This window comes from Crossiella sp. S99.2, assembly GCF_023094165.1.
In the GTDB taxonomy this organism is placed as follows: Bacteria; Actinomycetota; Actinomycetes; order Mycobacteriales; family Pseudonocardiaceae; genus Crossiella.
This window is the reverse complement of the sequence record NZ_JALMDK010000014.1, coordinates 220,356-241,353: the sequence shown is the minus strand read 5'-3', so window position 1 is coordinate 241,353 and position 20,998 is coordinate 220,356. Positions and strand designations below refer to the sequence as shown.

Sequence of the window (20,998 nt, the reverse complement as noted above, 5' to 3'; positions counted from 1 at the left end):
CCACTTGGGCCAACTGGTACGCCCACTTGAGCCAAACCGGCGTACCAGTTGGCCCAACTCGGTGTACGACAACGGCCAACACTCGGGGTGGGGTTAGTTGTCCAGGTAGTGGAGGACGGCTAGGACTCGGCGGTGGTCGTTGCCGGCTAGGGGGAGGCCCAGTTTGGTGAAGATGCTGCCTACGTATTTCTCCACCGCGCGTTCGGTGATGGTCAGGGAGTCGCCGATGCCCGCGTTGGAGCGGCCTTCGGCCATCAGGCCCAGGACTTCGCGTTCGCGGGGGGTCAGGGTGGCGAGGGGGTCTTGGCGGCGGCTGCGGGCCAGGAGCTGGGCTACTACCTCGGGGTCGAAGACCGTGCCGCCGTCGGCTACCTGGTTGAGGGCGCGGAGGAAGTCCTCGACGTCGGCGACGCGGTCCTTGAGCAGGTAGCCGATGCCGCTCAGGTCGTTGGTGAGCAGGTCGGCGGCGTAGCGCTCCTCGACGTACTGGGACAGGATGAGGATCTTGGTGTTCGGCCAGCTGCGGCGGATCACCAGGGCGGCGCGCAGGCCCTCGTCGCGGTGGGTGGGCGGCATGCGGACGTCGATCACGGCGATGTCGGGCTGGTGTTCGCCGACCGCGCGCAGCAGTTGCTCGGCGTCGCCGACCGCCTCGAGGACCTCGTGCCCGCTCTCGGCCAGCAGCAGGATCAGGCCCTGGCGCAGCAGCACGGCGTCCTCGGCGATCACGACTCGCATGGCAGCTCCATGGTCAGGATGGTCGGCCCGCCCTCGGGGCTGTACAGGGTCAGCGTGCCATCTACGCCGCCCGCCCGGTCGGCCAGCCCGGCCAGGCCGGAGCCGGGACCTGCCTGGGCGCCGCCGATGCCGTCGTCGGTGACCACCACGGTGAGCCGGTCGCCGGTGCGGCGCACCTCGATGCCCGCCTTGCTGGCGTGCGCGTGCTTGGCGATGTTGGTCAGCGCCTCGGAGATCATGAAGTAGGCGATGGCCTCGATGGTCTGGGACGGCCGGGCCTCTACCTGGTACCGGATGCGCACCGGGACCGGGCAGCGGGCCGACAGCGCGGACAGCGCCGCGTCCAGGCCGCGGTCCTCCAGCACCGGCGGGTGCAGGCCGCGGGTGAGGTTGCGCAGCTCGTCGATGGCGTCCTTGGCCTCCTGGTGCGCCTCCTCGATCAGCTTGAGCGCGCCGTCCGGGTCCTGGCCGTGCCTGCTGCGGGCCCGGCCCAGCTTCATCGCCAGGGCGACCAGTTGTTGCTGCGCGCCGTCGTGCAGGTCGCGTTCGATCCGCTGCCGCTCGGCCTCGGCCGCCTGCATCGCCACCGCGCGCCGCTCCTCCACCTGCTGCACCCGCTCGGCCAGATCGGCCGCGGACTTGGGCTCCAGCATGGTGCGGGTCAGCGCCAGGTGCACGCTGACCATGGCCCGCACCAGCACCGGGGCGAGCATCAGCAGCAGGATGCCGGCCAGCAGGAAGGCCCCGACCCAGAACGGCCAGCCGGAACCGCGGAAGACCTCCATGTTGGTGTAGGAGTTGCGCACGGCGCTGCCGTCGGGCAGCACCAGCACAGGGGAGAAGAAGAACTCCAGCACCGCGATGGTGATCAGGAAGCCGGGGCCGTACCAGGCGAGGAAGGTGATCAAGCCGGTCGCCACGGTCAGCACGCCGCGGGCGATCCAGTAGCCGAAGGTGCGCCACAGCGTCGGGTTGACCACCAGCCGCAGCGCCACCTTGTAGGGGTTGCGGCCGGGCGGCAGGGTCAGCCCCGGGGTCACCGACTCCCCGGTCACCAGGCGGAACTGCGCGGCCTCGGCCCGGCCGAACCGGACCAGCAGCCAGCCGAGCAGCCACACCACCACCGGGCTGCCCAGCAGGGTCGGCAGGAACCACACCGCCAGGTAGAACTTCTGCGCGAGCAGCGCCGCGACCAGCGGGAACAGTGCGCCGACGAAGCCGAAGAAGATCACCGCGAGCGGGAGCAGGCTCCAGAACGCGCCCAGCAGCAGGCTCAGCGTGCCCAGCCAGGTGCGCTTGCTGACCACCTCGTACAGCGGGTTCCGTGGCGGCCGGGGCCGGTTCATCGACGCTCCTTTTCGGACAGTGGTGACCTCAGCGTAGGAGCGCGCCCCCTAGGGGGCCACCGTGCCAGCCAGGGGAACCACCCCCGTGCTAGCACCCCGGTCATTTCAGGAGGTAACCCTGGCGACGCGGCGGCCCGGCCCGGCCAGGCTTGCTGACATGATCGCCGAACTGACCAGGCCGCTGCCGAAGCTGCTCGCCCGCGCCGCCATCGAGGACAGCCCCGGGTACCGCATGGTCATCGCGGACACCCGGGCCGAAGTGCTTGCCGCCCAACGACTCCGGCACCGGGTTTTCGCCGGGGAACTGGGCGCGGCGCTGGCCGGTCCGGACGGGGTGGACGCGGACGAGCTGGACCCGCACTGCGAGCACCTGCTGATCAAGGACGAGCGCACCGGCGAGGTGGTGGGCACCTACCGCATCCTGCCGCCGGGCGCCGCGGCCCGCCGGGGCGCGCTCTACTCCGACGGGGAGTTCGAGCTGGACGCGCTGGCCGGGCTGCGGTCCTCGCTGGTGGAGGTCGGCCGGTCCTGCGTGGACCCGGCGCACCGCAACGGCGGGGTGATCGGGCTGATGTGGGCCGGGCTGGCCCGGTACGTGAACCTGGTCGGCGGGCGCTGGGTGGCCGGCTGCGGTTCGGTGCCCCTAGCAGACGGCGGACACCTGGCCGCCGCGGTGCGGGACCGGGTGTTCGACCGCGCGCTGGCGCCCGAGCGGTACCGGGTGCGGCCGCGCAATCCCTGGCCGCATCGGGACATCGAGCGGCCGGCCGGGCGGGTGGTGCTGCCGCCGCTGATGCAGGGCTACCTACGGCTGGGGGCCTGGGTGGGCGGGGAACCCGCCTACGACGCGGACTTCGGCTGCGCGGACTTCTTCCTGTTGCTGGACATGGATCGGCTGGATCCCCGCTACCTGCGACGGTTCCAGTGACCGCGGCCGGGCGGGGCGGCGGGTTTCGCTGGACGCCGAGTACGCCGTGCGACGACACGTGTGTGCCGGACCGGGACCGGGAACCCGTGGCGGCACTGGGAGTTCAGCTGCGGCGGTGGCTCGCGCTGGCCGGGGTGTTCGCGCTCGCGGTGCCGGTGTCCTGGCTGTTCCCGTTGCTGCCCAAGGGAATCCGGGGGCAGCTGGCGAGCAGTGGGGCGCGCGGGATCCTGCGGGCGCTGGGGATCGCGGTGGTGGCGCGGAATGTGCCGCCGCGGCGGGGCCCGGCGTTGCTGGTGGGCAACCACATCTCCTGGCTGGACGGCCTGGTGTTGCTGGCCAGGGAACCGCTGCACCAGGTGGCCAAGTCCGAGATCCGGGACCTCCCGGTGTTCGGCGGGCTGGCCGCGCGGGCCGGGACGGTCTTCATCGAGCGGGACCGGCTGTCCACCCTGCCGGGGACCGTCGCGGAGATGCGGGACCGGCTGGCCGCCGGGATCACCGTCGCGGTGTTCCCGGAGGGCACCACCCGCTGCGCGCCGGACGGGATTGTGTTGCGCCCGGCCAGTTTCCAGGCCGCGCTGGACGCCGGAGTGCCGGTGCGGCCGGTGCGACTGGAGTTCCGCGGGCCGGACGGGACTCCGTCCGCGGCGGCGGCTTTCCTGGGTGAGGAGGACGTGCTGACCTCGCTGCGCCGGGTGATCCGCGCCCGCGGGTTGTCGGTGCACCTGCGCGAGGGCACTACGATCTGGCCGCGGACCGTGCGCGACCGACGGGAGTTCGCCGCCCGCGCCCAGGCGGAAATCCTAGGCGAGGCAACGCTTCCCGCCCCGGAGTTGCGGGTGGCGGCCTGATGCCCGAGTTCCTGCAGGCGTTGCTCGCCTCGCCCTGGCTGTACCTGATCGTGCTGGCCTTCGCCGCGCTGGACGCGGTGCTGCCGTTCACCCCCAGTGACAGCACGGTGATCGCCATCAGCGTGGCCGCGGCCACCGGACCGCCCTCGATCTGGCTGGTGCTGCTGGCCGCGATCGCCGGAGTGCTGCTCGGCGACTACGGCACCTACCTCGCCGGACGCGGCGCCGGACCCGGGCTGGAACGGCGATTGTCCCGCAGCCGCAAGGGAAAACAAGCCTACGAGTGGGCCCAGCGGGCGATCCGGCGGCAGGGGCCGTGGGTGATCGTGGCGGCCCGGTACATCCCGGCCGGGCGACTGGCCAGCATGCTCGCCGCCGGCGCGGTGGGCTACCCACGCGGGCGATTCCTGTTGTGGGACACCGTGGCCGGCACGATCTGGGCGGTGGCCTGCGTGGCGATCGGCTACCTCGGCGGGCGCGCGTTCGAGCAGAACCCGTTGCTGGGACTGCTGCTGGCGCTCGGCATCGCGGCCGGACTGGCCGGAGCCGTGGCCGGGGTGCGCGCGTTGTGGTCGCGAGGGCGGCGCGCACCCCGGCAGCGGGAACTCAGCGAAGCAGGTACTGCCAGGTGAGCAGGTCGATCACCCCGGTGGCCGGGATCCGTTGCGCGGTCTGCAGATCCTTCACCGCGGTCTGGGTGGCCTCGGTGAACTCGCCGTCGGCCGGGCTGCGCAGCCCGGCCGCGACCAGCAGCAGCTGGGCCGCGTGCACCGCGTCGCCCCGATCGCCCTTGCGCAGCGCGGCCGGAACCAGCGCGGGCCAGGACTCGGCGCCGACCAGACCGGTCTCGGCAACGCCGATCCGGACCTCCAGCCGACGGGCCGCCTCATCGGTGCGCTGGTCGAACACGCCGTCCAGGGGCACGCCGCGCTCACCCGTGTGGTGCAGCAGGCGTTGCGCGGCCAGGACTTTCTCGCCGCGGTCACCGGGCTGCAGCAGCGGCCAGGTCACCGGGTCGACGATCTTCTCCCGGCTGCCCATGGCCGCCGCGACCGAGCGCCGCAGTTCCGGCAGCCGCCCGTAGAGCACGTTGCCGGGACAGGCGGTGTTGTTGAAATCCCGGTGCCCGAAGATCTGGCTGGCCGGGATCCGGTACTGCGCGCACATGTACTTGCACAGCTGGACCAGGGAGTTCCACTGTGCGGTGGTCGGGCCGACGCTGGTGTAGAGGCCCTCGTTCTCGATACCGAGGGCCACGTTGTTCTGCCCGGAGGTGTGCGCGCTGACCACGTGCTGGGTGCCACCGTTGAGCGCGGCCAGACTGCGGTGACGGCCCTCGGTGATGTGCCCGCCGCGGCTGTTGGTGAAGTGCTGCCCGGTGTCGATCCACCTGTTGGAATCCATGTGGTAGTTCTGGATCGACCTGGACAGTGCGAACGCGCGGGCCAGCGAGTAGTCGGTGACGTTGCCGGTGGCCGTGTGGTGCACGATGATCTTGACCGGCCGCGAGTTGAGCACCGAGATGCCGCCGCTGGGCGCGCGTGCGCCCCAGGCCCCGGTGCCGTGGATGGGTGGGGCCGCGGATTCCGCGGCTCCGGCGAGCAGTGGATCGGCCAGCCCGAGTGCGCCGGCCGCGGTCACGGTGAGTCCGCCACGCAGGAAAGCGCGGCGGCCGAACGGATTGTGCGCAGGGTTCGACATGACGACGACTCCCTCGTCTTGGGGGCAGGGAACCCCAGAGAAGTGGGTCGTTCGACGGTAAGAGCTGGTTCCGGAACTCGTAAGGGCCGAAGGGGTGAGGAACTTTCGATTACTTGTACTAGTCCGTCACCGATTCACGTAATCCGGTACTCCGCCGAGGTGGCCGAGGTTAGGCGAATACGCCGAATGCCGCAGGAGATCGAGCACAGAAGTTGAATGGGCGCGCCACCCCGGGAGGTCGGGAATCCGGCCGGACCCCTTGCGTGCGAAAGGGCCCGGCCGGACCGCGATGGTCCAGCCGGGCCCGTTCAGTCGTTCAGCTCAGCAGGCGCCGTTGTCCTTCCACACGCCCCACTGGCCGGTCGTGCCCGGTTCCTCGCCCCGGGTCCACCAGCGGGCGGTCCAGGACTTGCCCTTGTGCGCGACCGTGTTGTCCTTGACGTAGGTGTCGCCGCTGCGCCACGCCGGGGCGCTGCAGGAGCCGCCCGAGGTGGTCGTGGTGCTGGTCGGGTTGGTCGAGGGCCACGGGACCTGCGGGGACTTGTAGTAGTTGATCCCCATCACGCCCCAGCGCGGGCCCTGGGCGGCCAGCCGCTGCTTGAAGGCGTCCCAGTTGTGCGTGGACCGCGGCGACCAGCCCAGCTCCGCGATCGCGGGCAGCCGGGGGAAGGCCATGAACTCGATGTCCGCGGTCTTGGTCAGCGTCTCCGACCACAGCGGGGCCTCCACACCGAAGACCGCGCTCTCGTTCACACCGCTGAGGTAGCCGCCCGGGTTCCAGTTGTAGGCGGTCTGGACCTCGATGAAGCCGGCCCAGCTCAGGCCGAGTGGGGTGCTGGCGTTGTACTTCATGTCCAGGTAGGCCTTGTTGGCCGGGGACAGCAGCACCTTGCCGCCGCGGCCGGCGTGCGCGGCCACGTTGTTGTCGGTGGTGGTGGTGCCCCAGAACTGCGGGATGGCCGAGACCGGCGGGGCCGGGTTGACCTTCACGAACTCGTGCCAGCCCAGGATCTTCTTGCCGTACTTGCCGACCAGGGGCATGACCTTCTGCATGAAGGTGTTGTAGTCGGCGTCGCTGGTCGCGTGCGCCTCGTCGCCGCCGAGGTGGAAGTACTCGCCGGGGGTGATCGCGGCCAGCTCCCGGATGACGTCCTCGACGAACTTGTAGGTGATGTCCTTGCCGATGCACAGCGAGCTGTAGCCGACCTCGGTGTCGGTGCGCAGCGGCGGGGCCACGCCATTGCAGTTCAGCTCGGCGTAGGAGGACAGCGCGGCGTTGGTGTGCCCGGGGATGTCGACCTCGGGGATCACCGTGATGTGCCGGGCCTTGGCGTAGTTGAGCACGTCGGCGTACTGCGCCTTGGTGTAGAAGCCGCCGGGGCCGCCGCCGACCTGGGTGCTGGCGCCGTGCTTGGTCAGGTTCGGCCAGCTGTCGATCTGGATCCGCCAGCCCTGGTCGTCGGTCAGGTGCCAGTGGAAGTTATTGATCTTGTACAGCGCGAGCTGGTCGATGTAGCGCTTGACCGTGTCCACGGTGAAGAAGTGCCGGGCCGAGTCCAGGTGCGCGCCGCGGTAGCCGAAGCGCGGCTGGTCCACGATCTTGGCGCCGGGCACCGTCCACGGGCCGGGCTTGACCGAGCCGGACTCGATCGCCGCCGGCAACAGCTGGCGCAGCGTCTGCACACCGGCGAACAGGCCGGCCGCCTTGTTCGCGCGCACGGTGACCACGCCCGCGGTCACGTCGAGCTGGTAGCCCTGGTCGCCCACACTCGCGGGCGCGCCGGAGAGCAGCAGCGCGATGCCGTCGGCCGGGTTGCCCGCGGCCGGGGTGATCGGCAGCGGGTACCCGGTGGAGCGGCGCAGGATCGAGGCCAGGTAGTCCGCGACCTGGGTGGCCTCGGCGGATCCGGCCTGGGTCTGGATGCGGGTGCCCGCGCCCAGGGTGAAGGTGACGCCCGCGGCCGGGGTGACCGAGGCGGGTACCGGCACGATGCTCTGCAACGGGCTCGCGGCCTCCTCGGCGACCGCGTCACGCTGGGCCGAGGCCCAGCCCAGGGTGGCTCCGCCGAGCACGACGAGGGCGGCGAGACCGCCGGCCAACCGCGACCGCAATGGCCGCGCGCTGAGGGTTTTCACGGGGTGTCCTCCCGGAGAGTTCGGACAGGCGAGCACAGGCGGCGGCGTGTTGCAGCCATCGAATCTCCCGGCAACCCTCGTGTCAAGGTCTAGACCACTGGGTTCATCCCGGTGCCGCCACCTGTGCTCTTCCGTACCTAGCTCCCCGCGGGGATTGACAACAACCCGATCCCGTCCATGGTGCGCACCTCGAAGCTGGCGATGTCGGTCCTGGACAGCGCCACGTTCCCGGTGTTGCGCAGCGGCTCCGGCGAGCCGGCCACGCCGTAGCCCTTCTCCGGCACCACCCAGCTGTTCACCGGGAATGCCTCCCCGGCCTTGCCGATGGCCACCAACTGGCAGCGCCTCGGCCCGGAGATGCCCTTCAACTCCATCCGCACCTCGACGCCGGAGCCCTTCTCCGTCAGCGCCAGGATCGCGGAGACGTTGTTCGCCGGATTGCTGCCGGTCAGCGTCTCCTCGTTGAGCGTGCTCACGTCCGGGCTCGGACCGGGCGGCCCGCTCTGGGCGGGAGGACGAGTGGTGCTCGGCTGGCTGGGCAGGCTCAGGATCGGGCTGGGCAGCGCGACGCCGTCCCGCCCGTTGCCGGTCGTCGCCGAGATCGCCAGTGGGGTCAGCACCAGCGCCAGGCAGGCCGCCGCGGCCAGCGACCACAGCACGGCCTTGCGCCGGTTGCGCTTGCGCGCGCCGACCTGGTCGAGCAACTGGGCCAGCACCCGTTCGTCCGGTTGCTCCGGCGCCTGGGCGGCCGGGGCGAAGGCGGGCGGACGCGGCTGGGTTCGCGGCGGCGGCCCAGGTAGCGGGCGCGGCGCCGGTGCGCCCGGCTGCGGTCTGGCCAGTGGCGGCACACTGCGCAGCGGCCGGCCCGGCGGGGCCTGTGGCCGCGGCTGGTTCGGCCGGACCTGCGGCGACGGCACCGCGCCGTTGCGCTGCGGCTGCTGTTGTTGTTGTCCCAGCGCGCGGGCGGTGTCGAGCAGGTCCGGCAGGTCGAGCAGCTCCTGCAGCTCGTCCTGGCAGCGCGAGCAGTGCGTCAGGTGCTCCTCGAAGGCGATGGTGTCCGCCTCGTTGAGCACGCCGAGCAGGTAGGCGCCGACGTCGGAGTGGTCAGGTGGGGACGACATCCCCGCTCACCCCCGATCCTGGAGTGACCGTCGTAGGGCACGCAACGCGTAGTACACCCTGGACTTGACGGTACCCGGTGGCACGCCCAAGACGGCGGCCGCTTCGTTGATGGTGCGGTCTCGTAGGTAGGTCTGGGTGATGGCCTCCCTGTGCTCTTCGCTCAACTGCTGCAACGCCTCGGTGATCACCAGGGCGGAGAGGGTCGCGTCGGCGCCGTCAGGCACCGGCACTGCCTCCAACGGACTCGCGTCGACCTCGTGCGGCCGCGCACTGCGGCTCCGCCTTCCGTCGATCACGATCCGCCTCGCCACGGTGAACAACCAGGCCCGCATCAGCCCGGGTTCCCGGTCCAGCTTCTCGGCGTTACGCCAGGCCCGGAACAAGGTTTCCTGCACCACGTCCTCGGCCCACTGGCGATCATTGCCGGTGAGCTTGCACGCGTGCCCGAACAGCGCGCCACCGTACTCACGGTAGAGCGCCCTGACCAGATCGTCGTCCCGGCCGGAAACCTCGGCGGTGCCGGTTGACTCTGCTCTGGTGACCCGATGTCGGCCCACGGCGCACATCCTGTCCCCAGCAACGGGTTTCGTACAGGGTTGCGGCCGATCTTTTTGTGCTCGCGACGGATTTGGCTCGATTTTGCGGCCGGGTTGAACCACCCGCGACAGGGATCCGTAATCGTTGGCGCGTCGTCACGAAGGGACTGTCCACTATGGACTATTGAGTTCGCCGCCCGCGAAGCTTCCGGTTTTCCCTGGCGGAACACCGGAAACGCCCGGGTAGGCCGGGTCGCACCCCCTGGCCTATCCGGGTTCCCGCCGCCCGTCTGCCCCGGAGGCGCCCATGCCGCACCATCCGGTCCTGCAACTCGCCGTGAGCACCCAGGACGACGGGGTGCGCGCGGCGGCCGCGCTGTCGGGGTGGCTGGCCTATGGGCTGATGTGCCTGACCCTGTGCTGGGGCGTGTTCACCAGCGCGGGCTGGGTGCGCCGGGCGACCGGGCGGCAGGTGGTGCGCTCGGGTCACCTGGTGCTGGCCACGGTCACGCTGGCCTTCGTGTGCAGTCACGGCCTGGCCCTGTTGTTCCTGCGGGAGGAGCGTTTTGGCCTGGTCAACCTGCTGCTCCCGGTGGCGGTGGGCGCGCCGCTGCGGCACACCCTCGGCGCGCTGGCCTTCGAGCTGATGCTGCTGGTGGCCTTCTCGGTGGGACTGCGCCGGGTGCTGGGCTACCGGCGCTGGCTGTGGTTGCACCGGTTGGCCTATCCCGCCGCGGTGCTCGGCGTGGCACATGCCTTGCTGGGCGCCCTCGCCGGCGGGCGGTTCGGTCTGCTGTGGCTGGCCGGGGTGACCCTGCTGGTGCCGGTGCTGACCCTGGCGGTGCTGCGCTTCCTGCCGGCCAGGATGCTGGTCTCGGCGCGGATCATCGAGGAGGCGCCGTGAGATGGCCCTGACCGGGCGGGCCGAACGGATTGTGGTGGTAGGCACGGGCCCGGCCGGACTGAACGCGGCGGAACGCTTGCGAGAGCAGGGATTCTCCGGCGAGGTCCTGGTGGTGGGTGAGGAACCCCGGCTGCCTTACCACCGTCCGGCCCTTGCGCAGCAGCTGTTGCTGGGGCAAGCAGGCCCGGAGGAGTTGACCCTGCCCGGCCTGCCGGAGCTGGATGTGGTGTGGCGACTGGGATCCCGGGCGGCCGCGCTGGACGTGGACCGCAGGCTGCTGCTCTTGCCGCGCGGTGAGGAGTTGCGCTATGACGGCCTGGTCGTGGCCACCGGGGCCCAGGCCAGGCACCTGCCCGGCGCGCCCCGGCACGACCGCCGGGTGCAGGTGCTGCGCACCATGAGCGATGGTCTTGCGCTGCAACGCAATGTGACCGCGGGCCAGGGGCCGGTGGTGATCGTGGGCGGCGGGTTCCTGGGCTGTGAACTGGCCGCGAGCCTGCGTGCCATGGACATCCCGGTGCTGCTGGTGGACCGCGGCGGCGACCTGCTCGGGGACGTGCTGGGCGAGCGGATGGGCGCCGCGGTCACCCAGCTGCACCAGGACGCCGGGGTGCGGCTGGCCCTGGGCGTGACGGTGTGGCGGTTCGCCCCGCACCCCGGCGGCATCGCGGTCCAGCTCACCGACGGCCAGCTGGTCTCCGCGCGCTGCGTGGTGCTGGCCGTCGGCGCCATCCCGGCCAGCTACTGGCTGCGCGGCTCCGGCCTGGTCCTGGAGGACGGCGTGCTCTGCGATGCCACCTGCCACGCCGTGGGCGCCCAGGACGTGGTGGTCGCCGGCGACCTGGCCCGCTGGCCCAACCTGCGCTTCGACGAGATCCCGCGCCGGGTCGAGCACTGGATCAACGCGGTGGAGATGGGCCGGGCCGCCGCGGACAGTCTCCTCGCCGGCGCGGGGGCCCGGCCGTTCACCCCGCTGCCCAGGTTCTGGTCGGCCCAGCACGGCGTGCGGATCCAGGCGGCGGGCGCGCCCGCGCTGGCCGGGGACACCATCGCGCTGGCCGGGGCGCGGTCGCTGGGACACCAGGTGTGCGGGTACGTGCGGCGAGGGTGGCTGGTGGGGGTGGCGGCCTGGGACAGCCCGCGCGGGATGCGGCAGTGGACGGCGGAACTGGACCGGCAGTCGGCGGTGGGGGCGCCGCGGCCCTCACCGGGGGAGACGGAGGCGCCGCGGGGGATGCCGTCGGTCAGCGGGCGGGCGGTCAACGGGCGGGCGCGGCGGGGGTGGCGGTGCGGGCGGCGAGGCAACGGCGCGGCGAGCTGATCGCCGGCTGGGGCCAGCCCGGCGTACCGCTTGGGCCAGCCCGGCGTACGACTTGGGCCAACCCGGCGTACCAGTTGGGCCAACTCGGCGTACGACTTGGGCCAACTCGGGGTACGAGAACGGCCAACACTGTGGGTGGGGGTTAGCGGCGGCCGTTGGCGCCGTGGGTGGTGGTGGTTTCGTCGCGGAGGGCGATGAGCTGGGCTACCAGTTGGCGGCTGCCGCCGGGGAGGACGGTCACCCAGACCACGCCGCCGGTTTCCACCCGGCGCAGCACCAGGTAGCGGCCGCGGCCGGGCACGTCGTGGAAGGCGACCACCCTGGTGGCCCGGCGGGTTGAGCCGAAGCGGTCCCGCACCGTGCAGCCGAACTGGCCCCACCAGCCCGCCCCTGCACACCGCCGGGCCAGTTCGCGGGCCACCGGCGGGGTCTCGCCGCGCTGGATCAGCACCTCGGCGAAGGCGACCGGGTCCGCGCCGGCCGCGCGGGCGGCCGCGTCCAGCGATTCGCCGCGCACGCTCAGCGCCTCGCCCGGTCCGCTCGGGGTGCCGCCGCCGAGGGTGGCCAGGTCGGTGGGCAGCAGGTAGTCGGGCAGCCGGGTCAGGTGCACGGTGTCGCCGATGCGCACCGCCAGGGTGCCGCTCTCGCCGCGGGCGGCGCCGAAGGCCCGCAGCAGTTCGCCGGTCCACAGCCGGGCGTCCAGGGACCAGTCGTACCGGGTCAGGCCAAGGCAGGTGTCGCTGAGCCCGGAGGTGGGGCCGATCCGGTCGGCCAGGCCGCGCTGCCGCAGCGAGTCCATGGCCAGCGAGGTCAGCATGCCGCGCTCGGAGTCGGTGGCCCCGAAACTCGGCAGTTCCAGCGCGAGCGGTGGTTCACCGAGGGCGAGTTGCGCCCACACCACCTCGAACTCGGTCGCGGTGAGCACCATCGTGGTCATGGCGTGCGGTTCCCCGCCCATCGCTGCGCCCCCTTGTGCGCCGAGCCCTCTCGGTCAAGGGGGGCAACCTAACCCGGGCCTGTGACTACGTGTGTAAACAATGTCACATTCGGTGCGCTGACATTGCCGGGCGGTGCTGGGAAGCGGCCGGCCGGTGGGTTGCCGCCGTCGCCACCGGCCGGCCGCGAGTCTGGCTAACCGGTCGCGAAGGTGAACCAGTTGAGGTTGACGAAGTCCGCGGGCTGACCGCTGGCGAAGGTCAGGTACACGTCGTGCACGCCGGTGGCCCCGTTGACGTTGGCCGGAATGGTCCGCCAGCTTTGCCAGCCGCCGGTGTTGCCCACCGCGAACGATCCGATCACCGGCCCGCTCCGGCTGTCCAGCCGCACCTCGACCAGCCCGCTCACCCCGCCGCCGGCGCCCGAGGCCACCCTGGCCTGGAACTGCCGCGCGCCGGAGCCGCCGAAGTCCACTCCCCGGTACTGCACCCAGTCGCCGTTGCCGACCCCGCCGATGTGCTGCCCGCCGCCACTGTCCGAAGTGGACTCGGTGCGCACGCCGGACTGGGCGGCGAACCGCTCGGCCTCCCAGCGGGCGTACGCGCTGCCTCCCGCGGGCGGCGGCGCGCTGGTGGTGGTCGTCGGGTTGCCGCCGCCCCCGCCGCGCTGCTGCACCGAGACGTAGTCGACCACCATCGGCCGGCCGGGAACCGTGGCCGCGACCGGGGTCACGCCGCCATGGAGGGCGTTGGGGAAGGCGCCGCCGATGGCCACGTTGAGGATCACGAAGTAGCCGTGATTGGTCATGTTGGTCCAGGTGGCCGCGTCGAAGCGGTCCTGGCTGACGCTGTGGAACTGCTGGCCGTCGACGTACCAGCGCAGCTGGTTCGGGGTGACCGAGCGGTCCCACTCGAAGCGGTAGGTGTGGAAGGCCGATTGGCAGCTCGCCCCGGGACAGGGCCGGTTCGCGCCGATGCCGGTGGTCTCGTTGCACGGGCCGCCCGGGTTGACCCCGCAGTGCAGCACACCCCAGACCGAGTTGATCCCGTTGACGTTCTCCATGATGTCGAACTCGCCGATACCCGGCCAGTTCCAGTAGTTGCCGCGATACGGCGTGCCCAGCGCCCAGAACGCGGGCCAGTACCCGATCGCCGCCTGCCCGGTGACATTGGGCATCTGCAGCCTGCTCTCGATGGCGAGCACGCCACCGGCCGGGGCCTGGAAGTCGCCGCGGTGGGTTTCGATCCGGGCGGAGGTCCAGTTCCCTGCACCGTCCCGGAGCGGGGTGATGCGCAGGTTGCCACCACCGTCGAGGCTGATGTTGGCCGGGTTGTTGGTGTGCGCGGCGATCTCGCCGGTACCCCAGTTCGCCGGACCGCCGGGGTAGCCGTGGCCGAGGTCGAAGATCCAGTTGTTGCCGGAGGGCAGGGAACCTGCCGGTCCGTTGAAGTCGTCCGCCCAGACCTGGGACCAGCCGGGGGCTGGTGGGGGTACGGCCGCGTCGGCGGGGGCGAACAGTGCGAGCGGGACGACCACGGCCGCCGCGGCGGTGGCGGCGGCGAGGGCCCAGCGCGGGGAACGGGTGCGACGGGCTGGGGGACTGGCGGTGGGGATGTGCGCAGCGGACATGTGCGAGCGCCTCCTCGGTCCGTGGCGGCGGATCACAGCGGGGGAAGGGATTATGCGTGCCCGGCCACGGTCGGTGCGTCTCCGGCCGCTGTGCCGTGAGGTGATGAGAGCGCTCTCAAAGGTGGGTTGTCAACGATTGGGCGGGATTTCGGGGGAGAAACAACAAATGGCGGTGGTCCGGGCAGCGGGCTCGCCGCTGCCCGGACTCGCGGCTCAGGAGTGGGACCAGCGCAGGGTTTGCTCCGGGTAGGCCGGGGACGGCGCATCCAGGAGTGGGTTGGGCACGCCGTAGAGGTGCTGCTGGAAGAACGCCTGGGTGTAGACGCGGTTGAGCTGGGTGGTTCTGCTGCCGGGGGTGTCGCCGAACAACGTGGTGTACAGGGCGGGGCGGTCGCGGAGGAGTTCGCGGGCGCCGGAGAGGTCGGCGAACTGGGTCAGGTCGGTGGCGCTGTAGTGCGCCGCGCCGGTGAGGGCGAAGTGGCGGCCCCAGCTCCGGTGGCTGGCCTTCCAGGCGGTGAAGGTGGGGTAGTCGGGGGCGCCGGTGCTCAGCAGCAGGAAGGGGGCCGGGACGCCGTTGTTGGCGGCGCCGTCCCAGAAGCCGCCGTCCAGGTTCACCCCGGCGCGGAACCGGGGGTCGGTGCGGATGGCCTCGGCGGCCGTCGCACCGCCCATGGAGTGGCCGAGGGTGCCGACCCTGGACAGGTCCAGGCGGCCGCGGAACGGGGTCGCCGCGGTGCTGACGTGGTTGAGGGTGCTGCGCAGATCGGCGACCCGGACCCGGAGTTCCTCGGCTCGCTGGGCCTCGGTGGGCACCTGCGGGCGATTGCCGCGGATGACCCGGCCGTCGGGGAAGCGCACCGCGCCCGCGTCGTAGGTGTGGTCCACCGACAGCACCACGTACCCGTGGCTGGCCAGGTCCTCGGCCAGGCTGGTGGACAGCGCGCGCATGCTGCCCCGGCCCTGGCTGTACAGCAGCACCGGCCAGCCCGCGCCGAACACCGGGGCGTTCTGCCGGGCCTGCGGGCGGACCCGGTCCAGGAACGGGCTCACCCCGCCGCCGATGACGTTGTTCAGGAAGGCGGCGACGGTGGCGCTGGTGGCCTCGTCGGCGTAGCGGGCCCGCGGGGTGACCGCGATGGCCGGGTACCAGGCGCGGACCATCAGCTCGCGCGCCGCCGGGGTGGGCGCCCACGGGTCCGGGCGGGACGGGTCGGTCAGGTGCAGGTCGGTGACGCCCACGGCCAGCCTGCCGGTCGGGGCGGGCAGGTCCAGCGTGGTCGCGGCGCTGGTCGGCACCGCCGCGGTCGCGGCCGGGGCGGTGCCGACCAGGCTGGCGGACAGGGTCAGGAGCACGGCGAGCAGCCGTGTTGGGCGCATGGGTGTCCCTCTCGGATGGCGGCGGGTTGCCGTGATTTCACCCTGCCAGCGAGAAAACGGCGATGATCGTGTGCGCGCCGGGTCTGCCCTTTGGGGCTCTCAGCAACCTCTCAGCCGACCGACCACAGCAGCCGGTGTTCCGGCCACCGCGCCGAATCCCGGTCCAGCAACGGGGCCGGGCGGCCGAGCAGATGCCGGTCGAACAGCGCGCCGAGGTAGGCGCGGTAGAGCTGGGTGGTGCGCACGCCGTCGAGGCTGCCGAAGATCTGCTTGTACACCTCCGGATGGTCCTTCAGCAGCTCGCGCAGGCCGGAGACCGCCGGGAACAGCACCAGGTCGGTGGCGGAGCTGTGGATGCCCTCGGGCAGGGTGAAGTGCCGGCCCCAGGCCCGCTGGTTCGCCCGCCAGCGGGTGAAGCTGGGGTGGTCCCCGGGGCCCGCGCTGAACAGGGCGAACGGACCGGGGACGCCCTGGTGCTGGGCCTCGCCCCAGAACGCGCCGTCCAGGTTGGCGCCGACCCGGAAGCGGCGGTCGGCGCGCATGGCCTCGGCTGCGGTGTCACCGCCGAGGGAGTGGCCGAAGACGCCGACCCGGCCCAGGTCCAGGCGGTGCCGGAACGGGGTGTCGCCCGTGCTGAGCTGATCGAGGGTGAACCGCAGGTCGGCGACCCGGACCTGGACCTCGGCGGCGAGTTCCGGCTCGGTCGGGTTCTGGGTGCGGTTGGCCTTGACGGTGCGGCCGTCCGGGAAGCGGGTGACCGCGGCGTCGTAGGTGTGGTCGACCGCGGCCACCACATAGCCCTTGGCGGCCAGGCCCTCGGCGATCGCGGTGGTCGCGGCGCGGACCGTGCCGCGGCCGTGGCTCTGCAGGATCAGCGGCCAGCCGCGCAGCAGCGCCGGCCGGCCGGGCAGCAGCTGGGGCCGTAACAACTCTGCGGCATGGCGGGCGGTGGGGTGCACGCGGTCCAGCCACGGCTCGACCTGGCCCATGCCGATCGCGGTGGCCAGGTCGGCGAAGTGCTGGGACACCGCGGGATCGCCGTACTCGGCCCGCTTGCCCACCGGCACGGCCGGGTACCAGACCTGGGCCATCAGCTCGCGTGGTCCGGGCGTCGGCGCCCACGGGTCGACCCGGGCGCGGTCGGTCAGGTGCAGGGTGGTGGTGCCGACCGGGAACGGGCCGCCGGTGGCGGGCAGGTCCAGGGTCGGTTTCGCGGCGGCGGTCGCGGTGCCGGTGGACAGCAGGGCGGTCAGCAACACGAAGACGGCCGTGAGCAGTGTGGTGACGCGGGTGCGAAGCACCTTTCTTCCCCCAGGGTGGTTGCGGTGAGTGGCAGGGAACCGGTGCCTCCACCCTGCCCGGTGACTCGGTGGCACAGGGCGGGATTCCGCCCGGAGCGAACGGGGATCACTCGATGGGTCCTTGAGGGGGTGGCGTACCGGGTCGTCGGCGTTCCGTGGCCGATCCGTGTTTTCCGCCGCACACAATGGGACCGACCTGATCGACCACGACCCTGCGGAGGTGCGGAGGTGACCCAGACGCCTCGGGACGCGGCCCGCCCGCCGGTGCGCGCGCACCTGAACTACCTCGCCCTTGCCGGGCAGCTCGACGGGCTGAACACCCAGGAGGTGTTCGCGCACATCTTCCGCAGCAACATGTGGGGCTGCGCCGATTCGGTCTCCGGCGACGGTTCCGCGCTCACCGAGACCGCCGTGCTGCGCGCCGAGCTGCCGAAGGTGTTGCGGCGCTTCGGGGTGCGCAGTCTGCTGGACATCCCGTGCGGGGACTTCGGCTGGCTGGCCACCTGCGAGCTGGGCCTGGAGACCTACCTCGGCGCGGACATCGTGGAGGAGCTGATCGCGGCCAACCTGGCCAAGTACTTCCGGCACGGCGGCAACCGCCGCTTCTACACCCTGGACCTCACCAGGGATCCGTTGCCGCGCACCGACGCCGTGCTCTGCCGGGACTGCCTGGTGCACCTGAGTTTCGCCCAGATCTGGGACGCGCTGGACAACCTGCGCCGCAGCGGTTCCCGCTACCTGCTGGCCACCACGTTCCTGGAACTGGAGCACAACACCGACATCGCCACCGGCGACTGGCGCCCGCTCAACCTGCAGCGCCCGCCGTTCAACCTGCCCGATCCGGTCGCGGTGCTGGTGGAGAACTGCGCCGAGGAGGGCGGGGCGTTCGCGGACAAGGCACTCGGCCTGTGGGAGATCGAGGCGCTACCGATGCGCCCGTGATCCCGGCGGCTTCATGAACTCCGCCGCGGGCAGCCCGAAGATCTCCTCCCTGGCGATCGCGTAGGCCGCGTGCAGCGCACCGGCCCGCACCGCGTTGCCGGTCACCGAGGCCGGTTCCACCGGCGTCTTCGGGATGACCAGGGCGTGCAGTTCGCGCTGCACCAGCTCGCACAGCAGCGGCCCGCCCGCCTCGGCGGTCGCCCCGGAGAGCAGCACCAGTTCCGGGTCCAGCACGGAGACCAGGTTGGCCACGCCGGTGGCGATCCGCCTGGCCAGGTCGGTGAGGAAGGCCAGGCCCGGCTCGCCGCCGGTGACCGCGTCCCGCACGGCCGCGATCCCGGTCTCGGCGATCACGCCGTGCGCGGCGGCCAGGCTGACGATGGAGTCCGAGCTGACCAGGTCGCCGAACCGGATCCCGTCCCGGCCGATCGCGCTGCCGGCCTTGGCCAGGTCCGGCACCCGCATCCAGTCGATCTCGCCCGCGCCGCCGGTGGCCCCGCGCAGCAGCACCCGGTTGACCACCACCGCGCTGCCCACCGCGTCGGCGGGCCAGACCAGCACCATGTCCCGCACGTCCACCGCCTTGCCGGAGATCATCTCCTCCAGCGCGACCAGGTTGACGTCGTTCTCCACCGTGACCGTGGCGTTGAGCAGCTCGCTGAGCCGCCCTGGCAGGTCGAAGCCCTCCCAGCCGGGCAGGTGCGGGGCGAAGCCGAGCTTTCCGGTGGCCCGGTCCACCGCGCCGGGGCTGCCCACCACGACGTGCCGCAGCGTGCCCTCGGGCAGTCCGGCCAGGCCGACCGCGGCGGCCAGCGCCGTGCCGAAGGCGGCCAGCACCGCCTCGGTGGGTCCGGCCGGCATCACCGCGCGGTGCTCGGCGAGCACCCGGCCGGAGATGTCCGCGATGGCGATGTCCACCGATTCCGCGGTCAGGTCCACCGCGGCCACGAAGCACAGCGCCCCGTTGACCGCCCAGAGCTGCGCCCTCGGCCCGCGGGCGCCGCCGCGCAGGCCCTCGCGGCGCACCACGTCGTCCTCCTCCAGCCGGGCCAGCAGCTGGGCGGTGGCCGGTTTGGACAGCCCGATCGCGGTCTCCAGCTCGGACCTGGTCATCGGCCCGTTGTCCAGGAGGATCTCGATGGCCGCCCGATCGTTGATCTCCCGCAGCAGACGCGGACTTCCGGCTCGCACCACCACTCCCCCTTCACGCGTGCGGCACTGGACGCGGCAGCGCGTACGGCCATCCAGGTGTCACCCGGGCGCGGGTGCCTGCCGAATCGTAGGACCAATGCCGGGTCCGGTCCGGCATATCGGCGCGTGCCGCCCGGCGATGACCTCTCTCGCCGGGGTTGCGCACCCTCAGTAGTCTGTCCGCTACTTGTCCATCGCCACGAGGTGCGCCGTGACCGGAGACCCCAGCGCGGGTCCGCAGTCGACCGAGCGGGACTGGGCGCAACCCCGGTCGGCGCGGGTCTATGACTACCTGCTCGGCGGCGGGCACAACTTCGCGGTGGACCGGGAGCTGGCCGACCGGGTGGTCGCCGAAGTGCCGGGGCTGGCGCATTCCGCGCTGGTCAACCGGGCCTTCGTGCGCCGGGTGGTGCACTTCATGCTCTCCGCGGGGGTGCGCCAGTTCCTGGACCTGGGCTGCGGCATCCCCGGCGTCGACCCGGTGCACCTGATCGCCCGCAAGGCCGCGCCGGAGTGCCGGGTGGTCTACGTCGACCACGACGAGCTGGCGGTGGCGCACGCCGAGCTGCTGCTGGAGGGCGATGAGCAGGCGACCGTGCTGCGCGCCGACGTGGTGGACGCGCGCCAGGTCCTGGCCGAGCCCCGGGTACGCCGGATGCTCGACTTCGCGGCCCCGATCGGCCTGCTCGCGGTAGCCCTGTTGCACTACGTGCCCAACGAGCGAGATCCCTGGGGGATGCTCGCCGGGTACCGGGACCGGCTGGCGGTGGGCAGCTTTCTCGCGCTCAGCCATGTGACCTGCGATGTGTCACCCGAAGTGGTGACACGGGCGCAGGAGCTGATGTCGGGCAGTGACCCGGTGTGTCCGCGGTCGCGGGCCGGGATCGAACGCTTCTTCGCCGGGTTCGACCTGGTCGAGCCTGGACTGGTACACCCCGGTAGGTGGCGGAATCCGGTGCGCCCGGGACCCACCGCCCTCGGCGACTGGTACTTCGCCGGCGTCGGCCGCAAGTTTTCGTCCACGGAAGGGACTGCGTGACGTGTCGAACGAACTGAGCTGGGTGCCCGACGGGGTCAACATGGAGCTGCCCAGCTCCGCGCGCATCTACGACTACCTGCTGGGCGGCGGCCACAACTTCGAGATGGACCGGACCCTGGCCGACCGGCTGCTCACCGTGGTGCCCGCCAGGGACATGGCCCGGCTCAACCGCGCCTTCCTCGGCCGCAGCACCCAGTTCCTGGTGGACCAGGGCATCCGGCAGTTCCTCGACCTGGGCTCGGGCGTGCCGACCGTGGGCAACGTGCACGAGGTGGCGCAGGCGGCCGCGCCGGACTCGCGGGTGGTCTACGTGGACATCGAGCCGGTCGCGGTGGCGCACAGCGAACTGCTGTTGCAGGACAACCCGAACGCGGCGGCGATCCAGGCCGACCTGCGCGATCCCGAGGCGATCCTGAACCACCCGGAGACCAAGCGGCTGCTGGACTTCAGCCGGCCGGTGGCGCTGCTGCTGGTCGGCGTGCTGCAGTTCATCCCGGACGAGTCCGACCCGTGGTCGGTCATCCAGCGCTACCGGGCCGCCCTGCCCGCGGGCAGCTATCTGGCCTTCTCCGCCTTCACCTGGGACGGCAACCGGGAGGCGATGACCAAGGCGGTGGAGGTCTTCAAGCACACCCAGGAGCCCATCCACCCGCGCACCAGGGCGGACATCCTGCGCTTCGCCGAGGGTTTCGACCTCGTAGAGCCGGGCCTGGTCTACACGCCGCGCTGGCGTCCGGAGACCGAGGCGGTGCACCTGGAAGACGTGCGGCACTCCAACCTGCTCGCCGCGGTGGGCCGCAAGGTCTAGGTATTCGGCCGGGCGGACGCACAGGTCCATCCTGCCGGGTGACCCGTTGGGCCATCCGGGTACCGATCGGGCGACGATGGGGCCGCCCGCGGGCTCGCCACCCCGCGGGTGCGGGGGTCGGCGCAATATGGTGGTGGGATTCGGATCGCGGGTTCGCGCCGGGTCCCGCCACAGCCCCGAGAACTCGACGAG

General features: G+C 72.0%; 19 protein-coding genes. 8 read left to right on the top strand and 11 right to left on the bottom strand.

Translation table 11 applies throughout. The features are described 5' to 3' along the window. Positions 1-93 precede the first annotated feature (93 nt). Positions 94-738 (bottom strand): response regulator transcription factor, encoded by a 645-nt coding sequence (locus MZC64_RS39005; protein ID WP_247764699.1) that lies wholly within the window; start codon positions 736-738, stop codon positions 94-96. Further along, positions 726-2,084: a sensor histidine kinase gene (locus MZC64_RS39000; RefSeq protein ID WP_247764698.1), complete on the bottom strand. Its 1,359-nt coding sequence runs from the start codon at positions 2,082-2,084 to the stop codon at positions 726-728. Before MZC64_RS39000 ends, MZC64_RS39005 begins: the two co-directional genes overlap by 13 nt. A gap of 157 nt (positions 2,085-2,241) precedes the next feature. On the opposite strand from MZC64_RS39000, the gene MZC64_RS38995 reads away from it, so the two are divergent. The 3 genes from MZC64_RS38995 (at position 2,242) to MZC64_RS38985 (ending at position 4,495) form a co-directional block, all read left to right on the top strand. Then, positions 2,242-3,012: a GNAT family N-acetyltransferase gene (locus MZC64_RS38995; RefSeq protein ID WP_247764697.1), complete on the top strand. Its 771-nt coding sequence runs from the start codon at positions 2,242-2,244 to the stop codon at positions 3,010-3,012. Positions 3,013-3,074: 62 nt separating this feature from the next. Next, positions 3,075-3,863 carry a lysophospholipid acyltransferase family protein gene (locus MZC64_RS38990; protein WP_247764696.1) on the top strand — a complete coding sequence of 263 codons (789 nt, stop codon included), beginning with the start codon at positions 3,075-3,077 and terminating at the stop codon, positions 3,861-3,863. Beyond that, positions 3,863-4,495, top strand: a complete 633-nt coding sequence (locus tag MZC64_RS38985; RefSeq protein WP_247764695.1) for a DedA family protein — start codon at positions 3,863-3,865, stop codon at positions 4,493-4,495. The genes MZC64_RS38990 and MZC64_RS38985 overlap by 1 nt, the downstream gene beginning before the upstream one ends. On the opposite strand, the gene MZC64_RS38980 is transcribed toward MZC64_RS38985, so the two are convergent. The 4 genes from MZC64_RS38980 to MZC64_RS38960 form a co-directional block, all read right to left on the bottom strand. After that, positions 4,470-5,564, bottom strand: coding sequence for an N-acetylmuramoyl-L-alanine amidase (locus MZC64_RS38980; protein ID WP_247764694.1), 1,095 nt, complete (start codon positions 5,562-5,564; stop codon positions 4,470-4,472). The two genes, MZC64_RS38985 and MZC64_RS38980, sit on opposite strands and share 26 nt — an antisense overlap. Positions 5,565-5,885: 321 nt before the next feature. Further along, entirely contained in the window at positions 5,886-7,700 is a 1,815-nt protein-coding gene (locus MZC64_RS38975) for a family 20 glycosylhydrolase (protein WP_374205846.1), read from the bottom strand. Between the two features lie 137 nt (positions 7,701-7,837). Continuing rightward, positions 7,838-8,821, bottom strand: a complete 984-nt coding sequence (locus tag MZC64_RS48320; RefSeq protein WP_282106568.1) for an anti-sigma factor — start codon at positions 8,819-8,821, stop codon at positions 7,838-7,840. A 6-nt stretch (positions 8,822-8,827) separates the two neighbouring features. After that, positions 8,828-9,388 (bottom strand): sigma-70 family RNA polymerase sigma factor, encoded by a 561-nt coding sequence (locus tag MZC64_RS38960; protein WP_374205845.1) that lies wholly within the window; start codon positions 9,386-9,388, stop codon positions 8,828-8,830. 277 nt (positions 9,389-9,665) lie between these two features. Between MZC64_RS38960 and MZC64_RS38955 the strand changes: the two genes are divergently transcribed. Together MZC64_RS38955 and MZC64_RS38950 are read left to right on the top strand one after the other, a co-directional pair. Beyond that, complete coding sequence (locus MZC64_RS38955) at positions 9,666-10,262, top strand: ferric reductase-like transmembrane domain-containing protein (RefSeq protein WP_247764693.1); 597 nt, start codon at positions 9,666-9,668, stop codon at positions 10,260-10,262. 1 nt (position 10,263) lies between these two features. Next, positions 10,264-11,583 carry an NAD(P)/FAD-dependent oxidoreductase gene (locus MZC64_RS38950; RefSeq protein ID WP_282106567.1) on the top strand — a complete coding sequence of 440 codons (1,320 nt, stop codon included), beginning with the start codon at positions 10,264-10,266 and terminating at the stop codon, positions 11,581-11,583. 142 nt (positions 11,584-11,725) lie between these two features. Here MZC64_RS38950 and MZC64_RS38945 read toward each other — a convergent pair whose 3' ends face one another. The 4 genes from MZC64_RS38945 to MZC64_RS38930 form a co-directional block, all read right to left on the bottom strand. Further along, a complete protein-coding gene (locus tag MZC64_RS38945; protein WP_247764692.1) occupies positions 11,726-12,541 on the bottom strand; it encodes an ESX secretion-associated protein EspG in 816 nt (271 codons plus the stop codon). Between the two features lie 173 nt (positions 12,542-12,714). After that, positions 12,715-14,148 (bottom strand): carbohydrate-binding protein, encoded by a 1,434-nt coding sequence (locus MZC64_RS38940; protein ID WP_247764691.1) that lies wholly within the window; start codon positions 14,146-14,148, stop codon positions 12,715-12,717. Between the two features lie 213 nt (positions 14,149-14,361). Continuing rightward, positions 14,362-15,525 carry a hydrolase gene (locus MZC64_RS38935; RefSeq protein ID WP_247764690.1) on the bottom strand — a complete coding sequence of 388 codons (1,164 nt, stop codon included), beginning with the start codon at positions 15,523-15,525 and terminating at the stop codon, positions 14,362-14,364. A 110-nt stretch (positions 15,526-15,635) separates the two neighbouring features. After that, a complete protein-coding gene (locus MZC64_RS38930) occupies positions 15,636-16,826 on the bottom strand; it encodes a hypothetical protein (protein ID WP_247764689.1) in 1,191 nt (396 codons plus the stop codon). Between the two features lie 228 nt (positions 16,827-17,054). On the opposite strand from MZC64_RS38930, the gene MZC64_RS38925 reads away from it, so the two are divergent. Continuing rightward, positions 17,055-17,768 (top strand): class I SAM-dependent methyltransferase, encoded by a 714-nt coding sequence (locus MZC64_RS38925; protein WP_247764688.1) that lies wholly within the window; start codon positions 17,055-17,057, stop codon positions 17,766-17,768. On the opposite strand, the gene MZC64_RS38920 is transcribed toward MZC64_RS38925, so the two are convergent. Continuing rightward, entirely contained in the window at positions 17,751-18,959 is a 1,209-nt protein-coding gene (locus MZC64_RS38920) for an ROK family transcriptional regulator (RefSeq protein ID WP_247764687.1), read from the bottom strand. The genes MZC64_RS38925 and MZC64_RS38920 overlap by 18 nt on opposite strands. Before the next feature lie 211 nt (positions 18,960-19,170). Here MZC64_RS38920 and MZC64_RS38915 point away from each other — a divergent pair, with 211 nt between their 5' ends. Beyond that, entirely contained in the window at positions 19,171-19,998 is an 828-nt protein-coding gene (locus tag MZC64_RS38915; protein WP_247764686.1) for an SAM-dependent methyltransferase, read from the top strand. A 1-nt stretch (position 19,999) separates the two neighbouring features. Continuing rightward, the gene (locus MZC64_RS38910; protein WP_247764685.1) at positions 20,000-20,806 is read left to right on the top strand and encodes an SAM-dependent methyltransferase; all 807 of its coding nucleotides are present in this window, start codon (positions 20,000-20,002) and stop codon (positions 20,804-20,806) included. Positions 20,807-20,998 lie beyond the last annotated feature (192 nt).